This is a genomic window from Actinotignum timonense (genome assembly GCF_002860685.3).
Taxonomy (GTDB): Bacteria; Actinomycetota; Actinomycetes; order Actinomycetales; family Actinomycetaceae; genus Actinotignum; species Actinotignum timonense.
In genome coordinates this window covers 1824474-1843255 of the sequence record NZ_CP136960.1, presented here as the reverse complement: position 1 = coordinate 1843255, position 18782 = coordinate 1824474, and the positions used below count along the sequence as shown (strand labels likewise).

The 18782-nt window shown below is 62.7% G+C and carries 17 protein-coding genes; 9 read left to right on the top strand and 8 right to left on the bottom strand.

All coding sequences use genetic code 11. The features are described from left to right. Positions 1 to 93: 93 nt before the first annotated feature. Together CYJ17_RS07710 and CYJ17_RS07705 are read left to right on the top strand one after the other, a co-directional pair. A complete protein-coding gene (locus CYJ17_RS07710) occupies positions 94 to 408 on the top strand; it encodes a P-loop NTPase family protein (protein ID WP_026428811.1) in 315 nt (104 codons plus the stop codon). Between the two features lie 93 nt (positions 409 to 501). Then, positions 502 to 915, top strand: coding sequence for a hypothetical protein (locus CYJ17_RS07705; RefSeq protein ID WP_234984493.1), 414 nt, complete (start codon positions 502 to 504; stop codon positions 913 to 915). A 19-nt stretch (positions 916 to 934) separates the two neighbouring features. Here CYJ17_RS07705 and CYJ17_RS07700 read toward each other — a convergent pair whose 3' ends face one another. Beyond that, positions 935 to 1627 (bottom strand): DUF3043 domain-containing protein, encoded by a 693-nt coding sequence (locus tag CYJ17_RS07700; protein ID WP_087070671.1) that lies wholly within the window; start codon positions 1625 to 1627, stop codon positions 935 to 937. A gap of 222 nt (positions 1628 to 1849) precedes the next feature. Here CYJ17_RS07700 and CYJ17_RS07695 point away from each other — a divergent pair, with 222 nt between their 5' ends. Both CYJ17_RS07695 and CYJ17_RS07690 read left to right on the top strand, forming a co-directional pair. Further along, positions 1850 to 3205 (top strand): dipeptidase, encoded by a 1356-nt coding sequence (locus tag CYJ17_RS07695; RefSeq protein WP_026428814.1) that lies wholly within the window; start codon positions 1850 to 1852, stop codon positions 3203 to 3205. A 65-nt stretch (positions 3206 to 3270) separates the two neighbouring features. Further along, complete coding sequence (locus tag CYJ17_RS07690) at positions 3271 to 4272, top strand: FKBP-type peptidyl-prolyl cis-trans isomerase (RefSeq protein WP_026428815.1); 1002 nt, start codon at positions 3271 to 3273, stop codon at positions 4270 to 4272. A 211-nt stretch (positions 4273 to 4483) separates the two neighbouring features. Here the strand turns inward: CYJ17_RS07690 and CYJ17_RS07685 are convergent, their stop codons facing one another. The 3 genes from CYJ17_RS07685 to CYJ17_RS07675 all read right to left on the bottom strand — a co-directional run bounded on the left by CYJ17_RS07685 (position 4484) and on the right by CYJ17_RS07675 (position 7691). Next, a complete protein-coding gene (locus CYJ17_RS07685; RefSeq protein WP_087070672.1) occupies positions 4484 to 5110 on the bottom strand; it encodes a superoxide dismutase in 627 nt (208 codons plus the stop codon). A gap of 135 nt (positions 5111 to 5245) precedes the next feature. Next, on the bottom strand, positions 5246 to 7129 hold the full coding sequence (locus CYJ17_RS07680; RefSeq protein ID WP_101595528.1) for a DEDD exonuclease domain-containing protein: 1884 nt from the start codon (positions 7127 to 7129) through the stop codon (positions 5246 to 5248). Between the two features lie 52 nt (positions 7130 to 7181). Next, a complete protein-coding gene (locus CYJ17_RS07675; RefSeq protein WP_101657650.1) occupies positions 7182 to 7691 on the bottom strand; it encodes an SdpI family protein in 510 nt (169 codons plus the stop codon). A gap of 69 nt (positions 7692 to 7760) precedes the next feature. On the opposite strand from CYJ17_RS07675, the gene CYJ17_RS07670 reads away from it, so the two are divergent. Both CYJ17_RS07670 and CYJ17_RS07665 read left to right on the top strand, forming a co-directional pair. Beyond that, the gene (locus CYJ17_RS07670) at positions 7761 to 8975 is read left to right on the top strand and encodes a pyrophosphate--fructose-6-phosphate 1-phosphotransferase (protein WP_087070675.1); all 1215 of its coding nucleotides are present in this window, start codon (positions 7761 to 7763) and stop codon (positions 8973 to 8975) included. A gap of 268 nt (positions 8976 to 9243) precedes the next feature. Then, positions 9244 to 10602 (top strand): class II 3-deoxy-7-phosphoheptulonate synthase, encoded by a 1359-nt coding sequence (locus CYJ17_RS07665; protein WP_026428820.1) that lies wholly within the window; start codon positions 9244 to 9246, stop codon positions 10600 to 10602. Between the two features lie 103 nt (positions 10603 to 10705). Here the strand turns inward: CYJ17_RS07665 and CYJ17_RS07660 are convergent, their stop codons facing one another. Beyond that, on the bottom strand, positions 10706 to 12382 hold the full coding sequence (locus tag CYJ17_RS07660) for a protein kinase domain-containing protein (RefSeq protein WP_101595525.1): 1677 nt from the start codon (positions 12380 to 12382) through the stop codon (positions 10706 to 10708). Between the two features lie 36 nt (positions 12383 to 12418). After that, positions 12419 to 12913: a lytic transglycosylase domain-containing protein gene (locus tag CYJ17_RS07655; RefSeq protein ID WP_087070678.1), complete on the bottom strand. Its 495-nt coding sequence runs from the start codon at positions 12911 to 12913 to the stop codon at positions 12419 to 12421. 202 nt (positions 12914 to 13115) lie between these two features. Here CYJ17_RS07655 and CYJ17_RS07650 point away from each other — a divergent pair, with 202 nt between their 5' ends. Beyond that, a complete protein-coding gene (locus CYJ17_RS07650) occupies positions 13116 to 13457 on the top strand; it encodes an Rv2175c family DNA-binding protein (protein WP_244899292.1) in 342 nt (113 codons plus the stop codon). Here the strand turns inward: CYJ17_RS07650 and CYJ17_RS07645 are convergent. Continuing rightward, positions 13454 to 14494, bottom strand: a complete 1041-nt coding sequence (locus CYJ17_RS07645) for a polyprenyl synthetase family protein (protein WP_159455013.1) — start codon at positions 14492 to 14494, stop codon at positions 13454 to 13456. The two genes, CYJ17_RS07650 and CYJ17_RS07645, sit on opposite strands and share 4 nt — an antisense overlap. 107 nt (positions 14495 to 14601) lie before the next feature. Between CYJ17_RS07645 and CYJ17_RS07640 the strand changes: the two genes are divergently transcribed. Next, positions 14602 to 15909, top strand: coding sequence for a DUF4192 family protein (locus CYJ17_RS07640; RefSeq protein ID WP_087070681.1), 1308 nt, complete (start codon positions 14602 to 14604; stop codon positions 15907 to 15909). Positions 15910 to 16201: 292 nt separating this feature from the next. Beyond that, on the top strand, positions 16202 to 18022 hold the full coding sequence (locus tag CYJ17_RS07635) for an RNA polymerase sigma factor (protein ID WP_200807182.1): 1821 nt from the start codon (positions 16202 to 16204) through the stop codon (positions 18020 to 18022). Here the strand turns inward: CYJ17_RS07635 and CYJ17_RS07630 are convergent. Next, positions 17970 to 18725 carry a 3'-5' exonuclease gene (locus tag CYJ17_RS07630; protein WP_087070683.1) on the bottom strand — a complete coding sequence of 252 codons (756 nt, stop codon included), beginning with the start codon at positions 18723 to 18725 and terminating at the stop codon, positions 17970 to 17972. The genes CYJ17_RS07635 and CYJ17_RS07630 overlap by 53 nt on opposite strands. Positions 18726 to 18782: the final 57 nt, after the last annotated feature.

The window sequence follows — 18782 nt, the reverse complement described above, 5'->3', positions numbered from 1 at the left end:
TGCGGTACAAGAGCCGCTATACCTATATTCTGCCATGCCGAGGTGTTATCTGGGACGCATCACGCTCCCAGCGAGGGTCGCTAAAATCACCGTATGGGTCTTTTTTCGCGTCGCTCCCGTTCCCGTGCTGCTCACGGCGGTGCTCGCCGTTCGGCGACGGCGAAACACTTCGCCGATTTCATCGAGACTCGCGCGGGGGTGGAAGCCTATTTTGAGGTGGAAACTCCGCGTGAGCCGGCAGCTCTTCTCCTCGTTGCTCGCACCGGGGAGTGGACCCGCCGGCGGGTGCCTGATCTGGCAGCCGGAGCGCAACTTGCCCGTGAACTGGGCATACCTTTCTACGAAATTAATCGCACCGGCTATCCCGAGTCGGTGCGCCGTTGGAACGCGGAGCACCGGCGCGCTTAAAGGTTTATGATGGTACGTCGTCTCCGCGGTCAGCTCCGCGAAGGAGGCGCACAGCCAGTGCAGGATTCTGGGAGGAGCCAGGTGAATAGTGAAATGATCCGAGACGAGAGGCGCACCGCCGTGGGCTGGCCTCTCTTCCTCCTCATTGCGCTGAGCCTGGGGGCCGCCATTTTCGTGTGGCGAGCCATTGTTGCGGGCACCGAAGATTTTCAGCTGGGTTATCCCGGGCGCATGACCACCACCCTGGTGGCGGCGCTTGTGTGGGTGCTGGCTTGCGCCGGCTCGCTCCATAACGGGCGGCGGATGCGGTGGGTGGCCACCACCTGCTGGAGCGCCAATATTGTGATGGCCGTGGTGGGCGTGGTCATCCCTGATCTTTTCCATCAGGTGAGCCCCTGGTATCAGGCCGGTGCCACCTATTATTACCTTCCCACCCTCGGGGCCATTGCCGGGCTGGCCTGGATTATGTGGTCCCGGCCAGCCAGCATCGCCCAGCGTAATCTTTAGTTTTCTTTAGCCTTTCGCTTTACTTCGCGGCCCGCTTCATTTCTTTCTTCGCTTCCCGCGCCTTTTTGAGATCCGCGGGAGTGCCACCCTCGGGGTACTCACCGAATTTCACCATGGGGCGTGGCATGCGCCAGCGCCGCGGGGTAAACCCGCGTGACATCATCTGCCCGACCAGGCGATCCGGAGTCTTATCCTCCCCGTATTTGTATTCGACCAGGGTGCGCACCTGGCGGGCCCGCCACCACGATTCGAGGGCCATGAGCACGAGGATCGCGTAGCAGGTAATAACGAACACATTGAAGACCAGCGGGAAGCGGGTGAGAGTGAAAACACCGGCGATCATAATGACGGCGAGCCACAGCATGAGCGAGGAGAACTGAAAGCGCGAATCAAGAGCATCGCGCGCGAAAGCCCGCTGCACGCCCGCGTGAGCGAGGGGCATATTCCGAATATCCCCCGTTTTCATCGCGGTTTGTTCGCGTTCCCAGCGCTCGGAAGAACGGGCGCGTTCCTCGGCCTTGCGGGCCTTCTTTTCCTCGCGGGTCATGGAGGATTTATCAGAAATAATCGGCCGGCGGTGGCGCGCTTCCACGTCTTTACGCTTCGGGGTAGGGGCTCCCTTGCCCGGGGTATATCCCTTGGGATGAGTGGGGGCGGGGGCTGCCTGTTCTTGCGCCTTTTCTACTGCCTCTTTCTTGCGGCCGAATGCCATCTCAACTCCTGCGTCGTCGCCAACTATGCCTTGAACGAGAATAGTCTAACCGTTCGCGCGCGGCCGCCCTGTCCATTACCCGCGCACACTACCGTAGCCGTTCCCTTTACCGCCCGCGCACACTACCGCAGCCGTTCACGTAAAGCCGGCCACCCACGGCCTGCGCCGTCGTTGTTCAGCACCCGCCGCGCCCGCGGGCGCGAACCCGGTACCCTAGGACGTATGAGTAGTGATCTTGTTGCGCGCGTGGATGAGGCCCTGCCCGTCCATCGCGCTTTGCTTGAGGACCTTGTCCGTATTCCTTCCGTTTCCGCCGATGCCTTTGACCAGGCGAAGGTGCGTGAATCCGCGGAATTCGTGGCGCGCATGGCCCGCGAACGCGGTTTCGACGTCGATATTATTGAATTGGAAACGCCCCAGGGGAAGGGCCGTCCGGCGATTCTCGCCCATAAGCACGTCGGCGATGATAAGCCCACCATTCTTCTTTACGCGCATCACGATGTGCAGCCGCAGGGCACCCTGGACGGTTGGGAATCCGATCCTTTCGAGCCGGTGGAAAAGAACGGGCGCCTCTACGGGCGCGGCACCGCCGATGATAAGGCGGGCGTGCTCGTCCACATGGCCGCGATCTCGGCCCTCGGCGATGACTTGGCCGTGAACGTCACCCTCTTCATCGAAGGTGAAGAAGAAATCGGTTCGCCTACCTTCCATGCTTTCCTGGAAACCTACCGGGATCGCCTCGAGGCCGATGCCATCGTGGTGGCTGATTCGGGTAACTGGAAGGTGGGGGTGCCCTCCCTGACCACTTCGCTTCGCGGCGTCGTGCGTTTGGGTGTGGAAGTGTCCACTCTCACCCACGGCGTGCATTCGGGCCAGTACGGCGGGCCCACCCTCGATGCGGTCACCGCCCTCGCGCGGATTATCGCCACCTTGCACGACGAGAACGGCGACGTTGCGGTTCCCGGCTTGGACGCCTGGGATGATGCCGACGTCGATTACGAAGAAGAGCACCTGCGCCGCGATGCCGCGATTCTGCCCGGCATGCAGCTCCTGGGCACCGGCTCCTTCAATTCGCGCATGTGGACGAAACCCTCCATCGCCGTGATCGGCATGGACGTGACCTCCACCGCGGAAGCCTCCAATACCGTGATTCCCTCCGCGCGGGCCTTCCTCTCCATGCGGGTGGCTCCCGGTCAGGATCCCCAGCGCGCCGGCGAACTGCTGGCCGAATACATCGAAGCGCAGGCGCCGTTCGGTGCCACCGTGGTTACCGAAGTCGCGGAAGCGGGGTCCGGTTTCAAGGCCGGGGAGGATACCCCCATCATGCATCTGGCCCGCGAAGCCCTCAGTGAAGCCTTCGGCCACGAATCGGTGGACATCGGCACCGGCGGGTCCATTCCCTTCATTTCCGACCTCGCGGAAGTCTTCCCGGAGGCGGAGATTTTGGTGACCGGCGTGGAAGATCCGGATGCACGCGCTCACGCTCATAACGAATCCCTGCACCTGGGCGATTGGCGTAACGCTATTCTGGCGGAGGCGCTGCTCCTGGAGAAACTAGGCGCGGGCGAAAGCCGCTAAAACGCGGATACGCGAAGGCCGCGGCGTACTCGCGCGGCGCGAACGGGACGAAGAAAGTGACATTGATGGGAAAGAAAATTCTTGCGGGCTGCACGGCGGCCTTGCTTGCGTGCAGCCTCGCGGCATGTTCGGGTGGGAACGACGGCGCAGCTAGCTCAACACCGGCTGCTTCGGAATCCGCGAGCGCTGAGGCAAGCGGCGCGGTGGAAAGCCCCGCCCCCGGGGAAGTCCCCGAGATCGTGTACTCGGAGGAGGGCATGCCGTCCCTGGGCGGCACGGCGCAGGCACCGCTGCTGGAGTTCCCGAAGGGGGATGCTCCCGCGGATGTACGGGTGCGGGTGCTCGAACAGGGCAGCGGCGCGGAATTGGGCGCCGATGCGGTGGCCAAGGTCAATTACGTGGGCCAAGTGTGGGGGAAGAACGAGCCTTTCGATTCTTCCTATTCGCGTAACGCTCCGGCCACATTCCCGCTCGCCCAGGTGATCCCGGGCTGGAGCCACACTCTGGCCAAGGCCCACGTGGGGGACAAGCTGATTTTGTCCATCCCGGCGAAGTGGGGCTACGGGCCTTCGGGCGGTACCCAGGATGGTTCCATCGGGGCTACGGATACCATCGCGTTCTACGTGGAAATTCTGGATGCCTGGAACGCGAAGAGTGCGGGTGAGGCCGGTGCCACGGTGGAAACTGCCGCGGATGCGCTCCCGGTGGAATACAAAGGGGACTTGGGCCAGCCCATTACCGAGATCCGGGTGAAAGAGGGCGCGGAGGCTCCCGCGGAGCTCAAGGCCACGGTTATTGCCCGCGGCAGCGGGGCTCCCCTCCCGGAGAAGGGCACCTATGTGCTCCAATTCGCGGCCGCGCAATGGGATAACGCTCACGCGGAAAATACCTGGGCGCCCACAACGGCGAACTATCCGGCCGGGCCGCGTTCGGTTCCGTCTACCCAGCAGATTTTTGCGCCCCTGGCCGGGGTGCCGGTGGGTTCGCGGGTTCTGCTGAGCGTGCCCAGTAAGGACAATCCGGCCCAGGCCATTGCCGTGGTGGTCGATATTCTCTCCGCGGTGTAGTTGCCAGGTAGTTACTGGGTCGCCACCAGGTAATTGCCGGATAGTTGCCGGATAGTTACCGGGTAGCTACCGGCGGTTTCGGATAGGGCTGAAAATGGCCCCGGATAGCGTAAGGGCGAGGTACCTCAATAGAGGTGGCCTCGCCCTTCGTGCTATCTAGGAAGGAGACCGCGCGTGCCTATGAATAGCGCCGGCGCGGTGTGCGCGTGACTTATTTGCGAATGAGGAGGCCGGCAGCCTGCTCCTGGGCGGTGGTCAAACGCCGCCCGGCTTCTTCCCAATTGACAATATTCCAGATCGCCTTGACGTAATCGGCCTTGACGTTGAGGTAGTCAAGATAGAAGGCGTGCTCCCACATATCGAGCTGGAAAACGGGCAGCACCCCGGCGGGCACATTATTGGCCTGGTCGTACATTTGGTAGATCACCAGTTTGCCGGCCACGGAATCGTAGCCGAGCACCGCCCAGCCCGAGCCTTGAATGCCGGTGGCCACGGCCGTGAACTGCTTCTGGAAGGTGGCGAAATCGCCGAAGGAATCCTTGATCGCTTCGGCAAGTTCGCCTTCCGGCTGCCCACCGCCGTTGGGGGAGAGCAGGGTCCAGAAAATCGAGTGGTTAATATGACCGCCCAGATTGAAGGAAAAATCCTTCGTGTACTGGTTCACTGCCGCGAAATCGCCCTTCTCGCGAGCCTCGCTAAGGTTCTCCAGGGCTTTATTGGCACCGTCCGCATAGGTCTTGTGGTGTTTATCGTGGTGGAGCTCCATGATCTTTCCGGAAATATGCGGTTCGAGTGCCGCGTAATCGTAGGGAAGATCGGGGAGGGTGTAGGTTGCCATTCTCATACTCCAATTCTGGGCGGCATCGCGGTGCCGCCCTGTTGAGATATGTTCGGAATCTCCGAACAGTAATTGAATGCGAACGTCATCAGTATATGTGGTGTCCGGCACATAGGTGGCGAGAATGGGGGAGGTTTAGCGCTCAGCCAAGTCGGGCGATTCTTCGGCGCCCGGGAAGGAAGCGGCGAAGCGGTGGGCGGAGGCGAGGGGGACCGCGAGGGGAACCTCGCCCTCAATAGCGAGCACTCGCGAACGCGGATCAGCTAGCCACGCGGCCAGAAGCTGGGTTTCCTCCGGGTGGGCGTGCTCGGCCGCGCGGGCGGGAGCCTCAGGCAGGGGAGTTGCACTGCGGAGCGCTGCGGCATGTTCGGGAACATCGCGGGCTTCGCTGACTGTCGCGGTAGCAAGGAGTCTGCCGTAACTCGCGAGGATGATTTCCCAGTGGTCCCCTCGTTTAGATGCGGCGACGACGCAGCTTGCTTGCCACAGCGGAACCAACAATTCCCGCCGCTGGGCTGCGGTGAGGAGTGCCGAAAGCCGGTCGCGTTCCACTCCGGCTTCTTCGAAACGCTCCGCACCGGCCAGGCGGGCAATGCGGGCCATCTGGTGATCCCATACTTCGGCAAGGGAGCCGGCCAACAGCCGGCGGGCGCGGGAGATGGCCACTGCGGCGGTATTCACGGTGCCCCGCGGGGCAAGATAGCAGGGCGCGTGGGAGGCGAAACGGCACGGGCAATCGCTCAGATCCGCTTTGCGTGGCACGTTGAGGCCGGCGGGGTTGAGCCCGGCTTCATCGCCGATGAGTTCAGCGGCGCGCCGGGCAGCGCTGCGGGAGCCAAAAGGCCCCAGGGAGTTCGCGACTTCCGTTGCCGAACAGCTGCGCGTAATTTTCAGGCGCGCCACGGGCGTGGTGTCCAGGCTGATCCAGGTGCGGGTTTGCGGGCGGCGCGAGCGGCGATTATAGGGCGGGTCGAAGCGGGTGATATCGCGCAGCTCCACCACCCGCGCTTCTAGCAGAGTGGCGGTGGGGGTGGTTTCTACCCGGGTGGCCAGTTCTACCATTTCTGCCATGCGGCGGCGTTTTTCCGCGGCGGTGAAATACTGGCGCACCCTCCGGTACATATTCCCGGAGCTGCCCACGTAGAGCACCTCGCTATTCGGGCCGATAAAACGGTAGCTACCCGGGCCGTGTGGCACGTGATCGGCGAGCACGGCGCGGCGGCGCCGGCGGGCCGGAACCGGATTGGATGCGGTGAGCAGGTCCTCAATATGGGTGACACCGAGCGGGCCGAGCCGCCCGATCATTGCGTGGAGCACATCCACGGTGGCCCGCGCATCATCGAGGGCACGGTGGCTTGGCTGCACCGCTGCCCGGCAGTAGCCAGCCAGGGTGCTCAATTTGTGATTGGGGACTTCATCGCGGGTAAAAATACGGCGCGCCAGCCCGAGGGTATCGAGAACGCGCAGCCGCGGCCACGCCACATCTATCGCTTCGCAAGCTCCGCGCAAATGGGACATATCAAAGTGGGCATTATGAGCCACGAGCACCGGTGGCTCCGCCGCCCGGTTTCGGGCAGGCACTCTACTGCTTGGAACGGGAGTCCCACCGCCGGAAACAGGAGCTCCACCGTCAAGCGCTGGGACATCCGCCTCGAGAAAATTGAGAAAAGCAGGGAGGACCTCGCTGAGCGGGGGAGCGCTCACCGTCATCGCGGTGGTGATTCCGGTGAGCACGGTGATCTGGGCAGGGATGGGAACCCCGGGATTAACGAGTGAGGAAAACTCCTGCACCACCTCACCGCCGCACACCTTCACCGCCCCAATTTCGGTAAGTGAATGCGCCCCGGGCCGCCCTCCGGTGGTTTCCACGTCCACCACCACGAAAGTCACTTCCTCCAGGGGAGTACCGAGGTCCGCGAATTCCAGCTGGCGGGGCAGCAACGGGCGGCCGGATCGATACACCTCAATAGGTTCGGTATCGATCCGGCCGCCGGGCGGCGGAATATGCCGTGCTGTCATGATTTTTAGCCTAGCGCGGAGCTACGACACAAATTCGAGCGGAAGTGGCGCGCTAGAGGCGGGCGCCGTCGTCGTACGGATCGGTATCTTCGCGGGCGGGTGCCGTCAAAATAATGGCGACCACCACGCCCACCAGTGCCCCGCCGGCCAGGATCCACGCGGTCAGGCGCGGAGCGGGCAGCAGGCCGATAAACATGAGTGCACTGATGAGAACCAGCACCCCGGTGGCCACCCAAGCGAGACTGGCGTAGCGGTGCGCAGGGGCTTGGGGAACATAATATTCTTCGCGAGAGGCCGGGTCGAAAGTGGCGTCGTCGTCGGAAAAATCTGAATCTTCCGGGGCCGGGGACCAATCGCGCGGGCCGGCCGCGCGCCCGCCACCCAGCGCCCACGCGGCATCGGTGTAACGCGGGGAAGTATCCACCGGAGGCAGCGCGCCGCCGCCTTCGCGGGCGCTATCGATATTCGCTCCCACGCCTTCGGCTTCCAGTTCGCGCGCGATCTTGTCCCACTGCGCATCGAAGCTATTTTCGGGGCGCTCGCCTGTAGGTCCTTCTCCCATGAAAGACACTATAGCGGCGGGTATAATCAACAGCGGAATAATCCCCCAATCAGAAACGGAAGGTTAACGATGACTGTCCGCCGCGTTGCGCTCTTGACCGCCGGAGGTTTCGCCCCGTGTTTGTCCTCGGCCGTGGGTGGCCTCATTGAGCGCTATACGGAAATTGCGCCCGATGTGGAAATTATTGCCTACCAGCATGGCTACCACGGGCTGCTCACCGGGAATTACATCACCATCGATAAGGAAGGGCGCGAACAGGCCCATATCCTGCACCGTTTCGGCGGTTCGCCCATCGGTAACTCTCGCGTCAAGCTGACCAATACCGAGGATCTGGTCAAGCGTGGCCTCGTGGAAGAAGGCGTGAACCCGCTGGAATTCGCCGCCCAGCGCCTCGTGGAAGATGGCGTGGATGTGCTCCACACCATCGGCGGTGATGATACGAATACCACCGCCGCGGATCTGGCCGCCTACCTGGAAGAAAACGGGCATCACCTCGTGGTGGTGGGCCTACCTAAGACCATCGATAATGACATTATTCCGGTGCGCCAGTCTCTGGGTGCCTGGACCGCCGCGGAAGAAGCCTCGCTTTACGCCCAGCATATTATTGGTGAGCATCGTTCCAACCCGCGCATGCTCATCGTGCACGAAGTTATGGGGCGCAATTGCGGCTACCTCACCGCGCAGGCCTCCAAGTACTACCACGATTGGGTTCAGGAGCAGGAATGGGCTCCGGCGCTGGGCCTGACCAAGGAACGCTGGGATGTACATGCCGTGTTCCTGCCCGAAATGGCGCTGGACATCAACGGCGAAGCCGAGCGCCTCAAGAAGATCATGGATGAGATCGGCAACGTCAATATCTTCCTTTCCGAAGGTGCGGGCGTGGATGAAATCGTGGCCGAAATGGAAGCCGCCGGCCAGGAAGTGCCGCGCGATCCCTTCGGGCACGTTCAGCTCGATAAGGTCAATCCGGGCCGCTGGTTCGCGGAGCAATTCGCGCAGAAGCTCGGCGCGGAAAAGGTCATGGTACAAAAGTCCGGGTACTTCTCGCGCGCCTGGCACGCCAACGCTGAGGACCTGCGCCTCATCAAGGGCATGGTGGATCTGGCCGTGCAGTGCGCCCTGGAAGGCAAGCCCGGCCTCATCGGCCACGATGAGGAAAACGGTAACGTCCTCACCAATATTGCTTTCCCGCGGGTGAAGGGCCACAAGGCTTTCGATATCACCCAGGATTGGTTCATGGAGACCATGAAGGCCATCGGCCAGGAGGTCCGCCCGCACGCCTAATGCGGCTGCGCCGTGGGCCTGGGTGGTCCGGCTGAACCGTATCCACACGTGATTGCTCGCCCCGTACCGGTTGACCTGGTGCGGGGCGAGTTTTTTGTGCGGAGCCCGCGGTGGTGCGGTTCGCGTTTTGCGGTGCCGCGCGTGGATGGTGCGGTCTGCGTTTTGCGGCGCCGCGCGCGGATGGTGCCGGGTGGTTTTCGTGCCGGTCGCGTCTCATTGCTCCGACGCGATTCCGCCCGCGCACCCGTTCCGGGCTAAGATTTCGTTTATGTTTGAGGACGATACTCATAAAATTGCCGCGCTAGCCCACACCTGGCGCGAGAAGCCCGCTCTGCACCAACCTCATTACGAGGATGAAGCAGAGCTCGCTGCGGTTATGCAGCGCTTGGCGAAAATGCCGCCCCTGGTTTTTGCGGGTGAATGCGATCGGCTCCGCGAAAGTATCGCGGCCGCGCAACGCGGCGAAGCTTTCGTCCTCATGGGTGGGGATTGCGCCGAATCTTTCGAGCAAATCACCGCGGATCGCATCCGCGCCAAGGTGCGTACCCTCCTGCAAATGTCAGTTATTTTGACCTACGGGGCGTCGGTGCCGGTGGTGAAAATCGGGCGGATGGCCGGCCAGTACTCCAAGCCGCGCTCCCAGGCCACCGAAACTATTGGGGATACTACCTTGCCCTCCTACCTGGGCGATTCCATTAACGGGCACGAATTCACGGCCGCGGCGCGCCGCCACGATCCGCACCGTTTAGAGGAGGCCTACCTGTACTCGGTGGCCACTCTTAACCTCATGCGGGCTTTCACGCGCGGCGGTTTCGCCGACCTGCGTTCCGTGCACGATTGGAACCGCGGTTTTATTGCCAACCCGGCCTACGTGCGGTACGAAAAAACCGCGAGCGAAATTGATCGCGCCATGCGTTTTGTGACCGCGGCCGGGGTCGACGGCGCCCAGCTGGCAGAAACACAACTGTATTCCTCCCACGAGGGCCTGGTGCTGCCCTTCGAGGAAATTATGATGCGCATCGACTCGCGCACCCACGAGCCCTACCTCACCTCCGCCCACTTCCTGTGGATCGGGGAACGCACCCGCGATGTCAATGGCGCTCACGTGGAAATGTTCTCCCACGCACGTAACCCGATCGGGGTGAAATTAGGTCCGACGACGACGCCAGATACCGCTCTCGCCCTTATCGATAAGCTCAATCCGGAAGGTGAACCGGGCCGACTCACCTTCATTACCCGCATGGGTGCCGGGCGGGTAGAAGAAGCCCTGCCGCCCCTGGTGGAAGCGGTGCAGCGTGATGGCCGCCCGGTTACCTGGGTTTCGGATCCCATGCACGGAAACACCATCAAGGCTTCCAATGGAATTAAGACCCGCCGTCTAAGCGATATTATGGCGGAAATCCGCGGGTTCTTCGCGGTTCATGAAGCGCTCGGTAGCCACCCGGGCGGTATCCACGTGGAACTGACCGGGGATGATGTGACGGAGGTGCTGGGCGGCTCCGAAGAGATCTTCGAGGAGACCCTCACCGAACGCTACGAATCGCTGGTCGATCCGCGCCTGAACCACCAGCAGTCCCTCGAGCTGGCTTACCAGCTGGCCGAAATGCTGCGTGACGTGCACCTGTAAAACGAGGGCGGGGCGAGCGCGACCTGGCGCTGCCACGGCTCTGCTTGGGTGCGTTCGCGGCTGGGTGCCGGGGCGAAGCTTGGACCGGGCTAACGCGACCTGGCTACCGCGCCGCAATAATAAGGGTGACCTTCTGCCCGGGTGCGGCGCTCACCCCGGGGCCAGGATCCTGGCGCAGCACGGTGCCCGGCGCGGCAGCCCGGGTTTCCCGGTAGCGTACCTGCACCTGGAAGCCCGCTTTTTCGAGCACGGCGCGCGCCTCTGCCTCCGCCATATCCGCCACATCGGGAACGGTTGAATCAGGGGCCGCGCCAGCAACGAGAAGCTCAACGGTGCTTCCCGGGCGTACTCGGCTCCCCGCCTCCGGATCGCTACCCAGTACGGTGCCCGGTGCCGCGCCGTTCCCGCCGCGCACCTCCGTCTCCACCGTGAGCCCGAGCGCCTCCATCTGGCTGCGTGCCTGGGTGAGACCGGTAGCAAGCTCAGGCACCGTTACCCGCGCCCACGGGCCGGCCGTGAGCGCCCAGGTGGCACCGGCTGCCCCAGATAGCAGCGCAATTGCGCACACCCAGGCAGCAATCCGCCACACGCGGGCGCGCCGCCGCCCAGCGCCGCGCTGCCGCGGTGTTCCCGCACCGTGCGGCGAGAGCGCCGTATCTTGCTGCGAGCTTGCCGGCCGCGCCGTAAGTTTCCGGGTGCTGCGGAGGACTGACGGAGCACGGTGCACTGGGGCGCGCACCGGAACGGTTGCATCCGCGCCAGCATTGAGCGTGGCGGCGCGCCCCGTGCTTGCGGCAGCTGCGGTCTCCAGCTCCGCGCCACCACGACCGCCCGCCACATCCTCACGGTGCACCGGCTGCGGGCGGCGCGGCGTGACCGGAATACGCCGCAGCGCGGCATCATCAGCGACGCCAGCCCGCAGCCCCCGCAGCAACTCACGGGCCTCCACGGCGCTCGCCGGGCGATCCGCCGGATTCTTCGCGGTGAGCACCCCGATAAAAGAATCCACCTGCGCCGGCAGCCACGGATTATCCCTGGCCAGGCGCGGCAGATCATCCCGGGCCTGGGCCGCCGCGAGCTGCGCGGCTGAATACCCGGCCCAGGGCAGGCGCCCGGCGAGTAGCTCAAAAAGCACCAGGCCGGTGGCATAAATATCGCAGGCCGGGCTCGCCGCCCGCTGCTCTAAAATTTCCGGAGCGGTATAGGCAAGAGTTCCCCAGCGCGGCAGCGCCCCCGAGGAAGCACTTACCGCGTGGGCCAAGCCGAAATCGGTCACTGTCACCGCGAGCTGTGGAAGGCGGACGGGGGAGGGCGGCGGGCAGGCGTCGTCGAATAAAATATTTTCCGGTTTGATATCCCGGTGGATAATGCCGGCACGGTGGGCAGCGGCCAGGCCCTGGAGCACCTGGTCGCAGATATCAAGTGCGGTGCCGAGCTGGAAGGAACCCAGGCGCTCCAGCTCGTGGCGCAGCGTGGGGCCGGGCACGTATTCCATAACGAGGTACGCGCGCTCAGCTGCGCCGTCGTTCCATACCCCGCGGTCATAAATAGTGACGATATGCGGGCTGCTCAGCGCGGCAACCGCCCGCGCTTCCCGCTGAAAAAGCCGCGTGAAATCATCGAGGGCGGCCAAATCGGGGTGCATAATTTTGATCGCTACCGCGCGATCCAGCTTCGTATCGTAGCCGCGGTACACCGTGGCCATCCCGCCGCGCGCCACCGGGGCGTCGAGACGGTAGCGGCCCTCAAGCCACCCGGCCGGCAGGGAAGGAATAGTCACACACCTAGGGTAGCGCGCCGCTTCGCAACGCCGCGTTTAGAAACTCTTGGCCGCGCGCAATACCCGCAGCACATACTTTTGGGTAGAGGGATACGGCCCCGCCTCCCGCAGCCGCGCCAGGCCCTGGTAGTAGGCGGCAATCGCCTCGTGAGTACTGGCGGTATGGCGCTGCAAATAGCGAATAATCGCAATACCTGCGGTGATATTATCCGCGGGAATGAGCCAGTCCAGATCCCGGCCGACCATCCGCCCCGCCCACCGCGAAGCCGCGGGAATCAGCTGCATCACACCCGCCGCCCCGCTGGGGGAAAGCGCCCGGGAATTAAAACCGGATTCGATATAGGCATGCGCCATTGCAAGCCGAGGGTTGACGCCCATAAGCGCCGCCGTATCACGCACCATCTTCTGCGTTTCCGCCCGGCTCGGGGCGATAATCGCATTCAAACGCGCCGCGATTTCCGCGTGCGAAAGCTCGTAGCGCGGGGCCGGTGCCTGCGCCCGCAAACGCGCCAGATTCGCCTTCGATCCCACCGTTTCTCACTTCCTGGCCGGTGCGGGGGACATCTCGATTGCGCCCCGGCCGCTGTTCCACTTGTGACAATAGTGCACTGTTGTGAAAATGTCACCAGATTGTGACGATTTTGTAATGGCGACGACGCCGCGCCCTTGCCCACCTGCGCGCCTGAACGGCCGCGGCATTAAGATGGGAAGCGTGGAAAAAGAGAATACAACTGTGACGTGGTTGAGCCTTCCGGAGCTGGCCGATTACCTCGAAACCGATCTGCGTACGGTGCGCTCCCAGTTGCGCGATGCCCGTTTCCTGGCGGTACGGCGCGGGGAAAATAACGCCCTCTATGCCGATGCGGGGCAATTCGTGGTGAAAGAGGGGCAACGCGTGCCCCTGCCCTCGCTGCGCGGCACCATTATTTCCCTGCGCGATGCCGGATATAACGACGACGAAGCCCAGGAATGGCTACGCCGCTTCGAACCGGAACTACGCGACACCCCATTGGGCGCCCTCATTGGCGGGCATACTCATGCGGTCCGGCGCGTCATCGCCGGCCTGGCTTTCTAGTGGGTGCGTGAACGCAGGCGCTGGAGGAGTTCCCCTAAGCTCTCGCGGGCGGCCTCATTCAGGCGCGGCAAGATAGCCCGCGCACTATCTTCACGTTGGCGAATCATCTTTTCCACGTGAGCCCGCGCTCCAGAGTCCTCCATGAGGGCCCGAGCGCGAACGACGTCGTCGCCCTCCAGACGCTTCCCACGCAAGGACCGCAGCCACCGGGCATCCACCTCGCTGACCCGCTCCAATGTTTCGAGGAAGAGGAAAGTGTTTTTCCCTTCCGTGAGGTCATCGCCGGCGGGTTTGCCGGTGACGGCCGGATCGCCAAAAATCCCTAGGATATCGTCGCGCAATTGGAAGGCCTCACCGAAAGGCATGGCGAAAGCCCGCAAATCTGCGATTGTTTCCGGGGCGGGTTGTTCGGCGAGCGCCGCCCCGATAAGCAGGGGGAAGAGCGCGGAATACGAGACCGTTTTATGGGTGATAATCGCGTGGATATCTTCCCGGGTAGCCGCGCGGGTGTATTCGCAACGGATATCAAGAAACTGGCCGATACCAACGTCCTCACACATGGTGAAGAACGGCTCGAGGGGTGCGGTGCGCCCGGCGCTCACCGCTTCTTGAGACGCCAGCGCCAGCACGGCATCACCCACAATCAAACCGGAACGGAAACCGTAGCGTTCCGGGGAACCATCCCAGCCCGATGCGCGGTGATAATTCGCCAGCTCGGCATGCACGGTGGGGACCCCGCGGCGCGTGGCAGAAGCGTCAATAATATCGTCGTGAATAAGAGCCGCGAGCTGGAAAAGCTCCACGGCCGCGCCCAAACGCACTGCCGCCACCATATCCGGGCAGGTAGGATCCGGGAGAGTAGCGAGCATCCCGGCCCGCACCAGCCGCGCCCGGGTCCGCTTACCGCCGGATGCCAGCGCGGTAACCGTATCGATGAAATCCTCCACCTCGGGCTGATTCCAGCGGCGCAACGAATCCAAACGCGCCTCAATACGGCTATCAACCCCGTTGGTGAAATCGCGAGTGCTCCACTGCATTGCTCGTACTCCGCTTCTTTTATCCACAGATTCGTGAGGTGCGCGCCCCATCCACAGGGTACCGGCACTCGCGAGCACGCGCTTGCCGAAGCTGGTTATCTAGCGCTATGGACACAATCACACTTCATCATCCGCGCGATGCCCTCGCTGTTATTCCCCATCTGCTGGGCTATTACCCGCGCCACCACTTCGTACTCTTCGGGGGAAGCCCGGAAATACACCGGGCCGTGGGCCCGGAGGGTGAGGAATTACCGCAATGGTTCGGTTCCCTGGAATCTTCGCAGCGACCGGATGTTGCCGTGGCCGGGGGTGAAACGCCGCTCATTCGGGTGGATCTGCGTGCCGGGCCTATCTCACCCTATGTTGCCCGGCAGATCACTGACGCGGTAGCTGCCTGCCGCATGTTCAGCTGCGTGGCGGTGGTGTACTGCCCAAGTTTTGTTCGCTTCGCGCACACCCGCGAATTCGCCTCGGTGCTGGCCCTCCTGGAGCTGCTCTGCGCTGCTCTTTCCCGGCTCTGGGATGGCGACCCGGGCACTCGCGATGCGTGGAGTTGTGATTTTTTCATTGCTGATAATGAAGGGTTTATGGATATGGGAGAAGAAACATTTTGCCCTTGGGAAGAACTGGAATCTACCGAGGCAGCGGCTGCTCTTGTATATAAGGGTTCGGCTCCGCTGGAACAAGAACCGAGCCGGAATATCGTCAAAGCCAGTCCCACCCGGATGCGTAATACCGCCGTGGCACTGGAAGAAGCACGCGGGGAGGAGGTCACCGCGCTGGAAGAGCATTGGGATATGCTCCTCGCCCGGGTGGTGCGCCGCCGCCAAGCCGGCCCGCCGCGTATCACCACCCGCGAAGCGGGGCGGGCGCTGGCCGGGCTCACGCATATTCCTATTCGGGACAAAATCTTGCAGGTGTCCCTTGAACACGATCCACTGCTACCGATGTCATCCGTTGATCCCGCGGTGGGCTTTGCCACCGGGGTGGGGGAGCGCCCCAATATTGTGCGGGCTTTGGGGATGATGGCACTGCTGGATGAATTAGCTCGGCTGGCTCCGGAAGGAGTGGAAGTTCCCTATGCCTGCTCGGCGTATTTAGCCTGGTGGGTGGGTCAAAACTCCATGACAGCGCTACGCGCTCAAGAAGCGCTGGAAATCAATCCCGGCTCGCGCCTGGCGCGCATGCTCAAAGACGCTGCCGAATGGAACGCGCTGCCGCCTTGGCTGCTAGGCCCGAACGGGAGTGGGAGGTGCTCGCGCACCAAAGCTCGTAGTGGCGGTGAAGGGGCCGCGGATAGCGGCGGCCTTGGTGACGCGGCCACACCGTGCGGTTCGGTGGATATTGAACCGAAAGCTGTGGACCAACAACCGGAAACTATGGACCGCTACGGACCCGGCAGGCAAGCTGCCTAAGTAGCTGCGTGGGTGAATGTGGTATGTGCGCTGGCGGGGAAGTTCGTGGCGGCGGAGGTTCGCGCCGGCAGGAAAGTTCGCGCTGCGGAGGTTCGCGCCGGCAGGAAAGTTCGCGCTCGCGGAAGTGGGAGAACTATAGTCGCCGGGGATAAGAATGTTATGTGAGGATTGGCACGTTGGGGAGGCCGGGGAACAAAAAGCGGGTCGGGCGCGTTCCGCTAAGTAGCTCTTTGGGGTGGATACCCCGTGCCGGTTCTCGGCATTCGTTGATAACACTAGGGAAAGGTCTCACGTGGCCACAAAGTCTGCCAGTGCACAAGAAACCGCTGCCGTGGAAAAGGACACCGCGGTCTCCGCATCCGCTTCGGGTACGAAGAAGAAGGCGGCCTCTCGCTCCTCCAGTCGCACGGCATCGGCCACCTCGGCAGCTACTGCTTCCGAAAGCACAACGGCTGCGAAGAAGCCGGCCGCTAAGAAGGCCAGTGCAGCCAAGGCCACCACTACCAAGAAGACTGCCACCAAGAAGACCACCTCCAAGGCAAGCGAATCCAAGGCAGCTGAATCTAAAGCGGCCGAATCCAAGGCGGCTTCTTCGGCTTCTTCCGCGAAGAAGGCCACCACCGCGAAGTCAGCCGCTACTAAGTCAACTGCTACGAAGTCCACCACCGCGAAGTCCACCGCGGCGAAGAAGACCTCCACTAAGAAGGCAGCCGCTGAAGCCGAAGCTCAGGAAACTGCTGCGGCTGCCACGGAGGCTTCCGCATCCACCGCGGAATCCAAGGAGGAGAAGCCGGCCGCTAAAAAGCCGGCTACCCGCAAGACTGCCGCGAAGAAGACCACGTCCAAGGCAGCTGAATCCAAGGCGGCTTCTACCTCGAAGAAGGCCACCTCGAAGCGTGCTACCGCTAAGCAGGAAGAACCGGAAGAACCTGAAGAACATGAGGATCTCGAGGATGAAGATTTCGACGTCGATGCTGAGGATGTTGATGCCGAGGATCTAGATGACGATCTCGAGGACGACGAAGACGATTCTGAGGACTCCGAAGAGGAGCCCGAGGAAGAAGAGGACGAAGCCGATAAGGAAACGGATAGCGCCGCCAAAACGGAAACAACTGGGCGTAATTCCCGGGGCGGTTTCACCGTCAAGGATTCCGATGATTCGGATGAACCGGCGGTGCGTGTTCACGTTGCCGGTGCTACCGCGGATCCGGTCAAGGACTACCTCAAGCAGATCGGTAAAGTGCCCCTGCTCAACGCCGCGGAAGAAGTGGAACTCGCCAAGCGAATCGAGGCCGGGCTCTACGCTCAGCACCTGCTGGACCAGGGTAATCTCGATAAGGAGAAAGACCACGCCTATATCCGTGAATTGCGGATTATTTCCCGCGATGGCAAGCACGCCAAGAACCACCTGCTCGAAGCGAATCTTCGCCTGGTAGTTTCTTTGGCTAAGCGCTACACGGGCCGCGGCATGCTCTTCCTTGATCTCATTCAGGAAGGGAATTTGGGGCTGGTGCGCGCCGTCGAAAAGTTTGACTACGCCAAGGGCTACAAGTTCTCCACCTACGCCACCTGGTGGATTCGCCAGGCCATTACCCGCGCGATGGCGGACCAGGCTCGTACCATCCGCATCCCGGTGCATATGGTCGAAGTCATCAACAAGCTCGCGCGGGTCCAGCGCCAGATGCTCCAGGAACTCGGGCGGGAACCAACCACCGAGGAACTGGCGAAAGAACTGGATATGACCGAAGAAAAGGTCGTCGAAGTTCAAAAGTACGGCCGGGAACCCATTTCCCTGCACACCCCGCTCGGTGAAGATGGCGATTCCGAATTCGGTGACCTCATTGAGGATTCCGAAGCGGTGGTTCCGGCGGACGCCGTCGGCTTCACTCTGCTCCAAGAGCAGCTCCATCGCGTTCTCGATACCCTGTCCGAACGCGAAGCCGGGGTGGTTTCCATGCGCTTTGGCCTCACCGACGGCCAGCCGAAAACCCTGGACGAAATCGGCAAGGTCTACGGGGTCACCCGCGAACGCATTCGCCAGATCGAATCCAAGACCATGTCTAAGCTGCGCCACCCGAGCCGTTCGCAGGTGCTGCGTGACTACCTGGAGTAAAACCAGGCGTGGTAGGTTCCCGGCGCGCGCGGCGCACACCGGGAAACTCCACCTCGAATAGCGGGGTGGGCCAAATAATCTCAGCGGCGTGGCGGCGAGCATCGTCCCACGCCGCTGCTGTTATTTCCCGCCCGTCTCGGCTGTGCGCGCTGGTGGCGTAGCGCTCCCCGCGCGCCTCCCGGCGCAGATATTCCGCCAGGAGCCGCCCGCACATGCGCGCATCCGTGATGGCGTGGTGGTGTTCTTCTATCTCAATGCCGGCTCGGCGCGCCACGGCCATGAGGGAATGGCGCCCCTCCGGAACGTAAATGCGCGAGAGGTCCATCGTGCACACGGCGGCGCTGAGCGGGATACGTAGCGGGCTTCCGGCCCGGCGAAAAGCCTCGTTGAGAAAACCCAGGTCAAAGCGGGCATTATGCGCCACGAGGATACGCCCGTGCAGCAACCGTTCCACGTGGGGGAGCAGTTGTGAGAACGACGGCGCCTGTGCCACTTCCGCACCGTGTACTCCGTGAATCTCCGTAGCTCCCATGGGCCGCAGCGGGTTCACCAGGCTGTCCCATTCGCGCTCCGGGTTGCCCTGCTCATCCAGAAGCACCACCCCGATCTCCACAATCCGGTCAGTGCGAGCATCTAAACCGGTGGTTTCCAGATCGAGGGCAGCGTAGCCAGAAGAAATACCGTGCGCCTGAGAAACACCCATGTGTTCAGCTTACCGAGAGCACAGGCCCGGGGTGATCTTCTCCTCAGGAATAAGCGC

Coding starts and splice junctions, on each gene's coding strand:
- CYJ17_RS07710 (WP_026428811.1), top strand. CDS start 94: ATGGGTCTTTTTTCGCGTCGCTCCCGTTCCCGTGCTGCTCACGGCGGT.
- CYJ17_RS07705 (WP_234984493.1), top strand. CDS start 502: ATGATCCGAGACGAGAGGCGCACCGCCGTGGGCTGGCCTCTCTTCCTC.
- CYJ17_RS07700 (WP_087070671.1), bottom strand. CDS start 1,627: ATGGCATTCGGCCGCAAGAAAGAGGCAGTAGAAAAGGCGCAAGAACAG.
- CYJ17_RS07695 (WP_026428814.1), top strand. CDS start 1,850: ATGAGTAGTGATCTTGTTGCGCGCGTGGATGAGGCCCTGCCCGTCCAT.
- CYJ17_RS07690 (WP_026428815.1), top strand. CDS start 3,271: ATGGGAAAGAAAATTCTTGCGGGCTGCACGGCGGCCTTGCTTGCGTGC.
- CYJ17_RS07685 (WP_087070672.1), bottom strand. CDS start 5,110: ATGGCAACCTACACCCTCCCCGATCTTCCCTACGATTACGCGGCACTC.
- CYJ17_RS07680 (WP_101595528.1), bottom strand. CDS start 7,129: ATGACAGCACGGCATATTCCGCCGCCCGGCGGCCGGATCGATACCGAA.
- CYJ17_RS07675 (WP_101657650.1), bottom strand. CDS start 7,691: ATGGGAGAAGGACCTACAGGCGAGCGCCCCGAAAATAGCTTCGATGCG.
- CYJ17_RS07670 (WP_087070675.1), top strand. CDS start 7,761: ATGACTGTCCGCCGCGTTGCGCTCTTGACCGCCGGAGGTTTCGCCCCG.
- CYJ17_RS07665 (WP_026428820.1), top strand. CDS start 9,244: ATGTTTGAGGACGATACTCATAAAATTGCCGCGCTAGCCCACACCTGG.
- CYJ17_RS07645 (WP_159455013.1), bottom strand. CDS start 14,494: ATGCAGTGGAGCACTCGCGATTTCACCAACGGGGTTGATAGCCGTATT.
- CYJ17_RS07640 (WP_087070681.1), top strand. CDS start 14,602: ATGGACACAATCACACTTCATCATCCGCGCGATGCCCTCGCTGTTATT.
- CYJ17_RS07630 (WP_087070683.1), bottom strand. CDS start 18,725: ATGGGTGTTTCTCAGGCGCACGGTATTTCTTCTGGCTACGCTGCCCTC.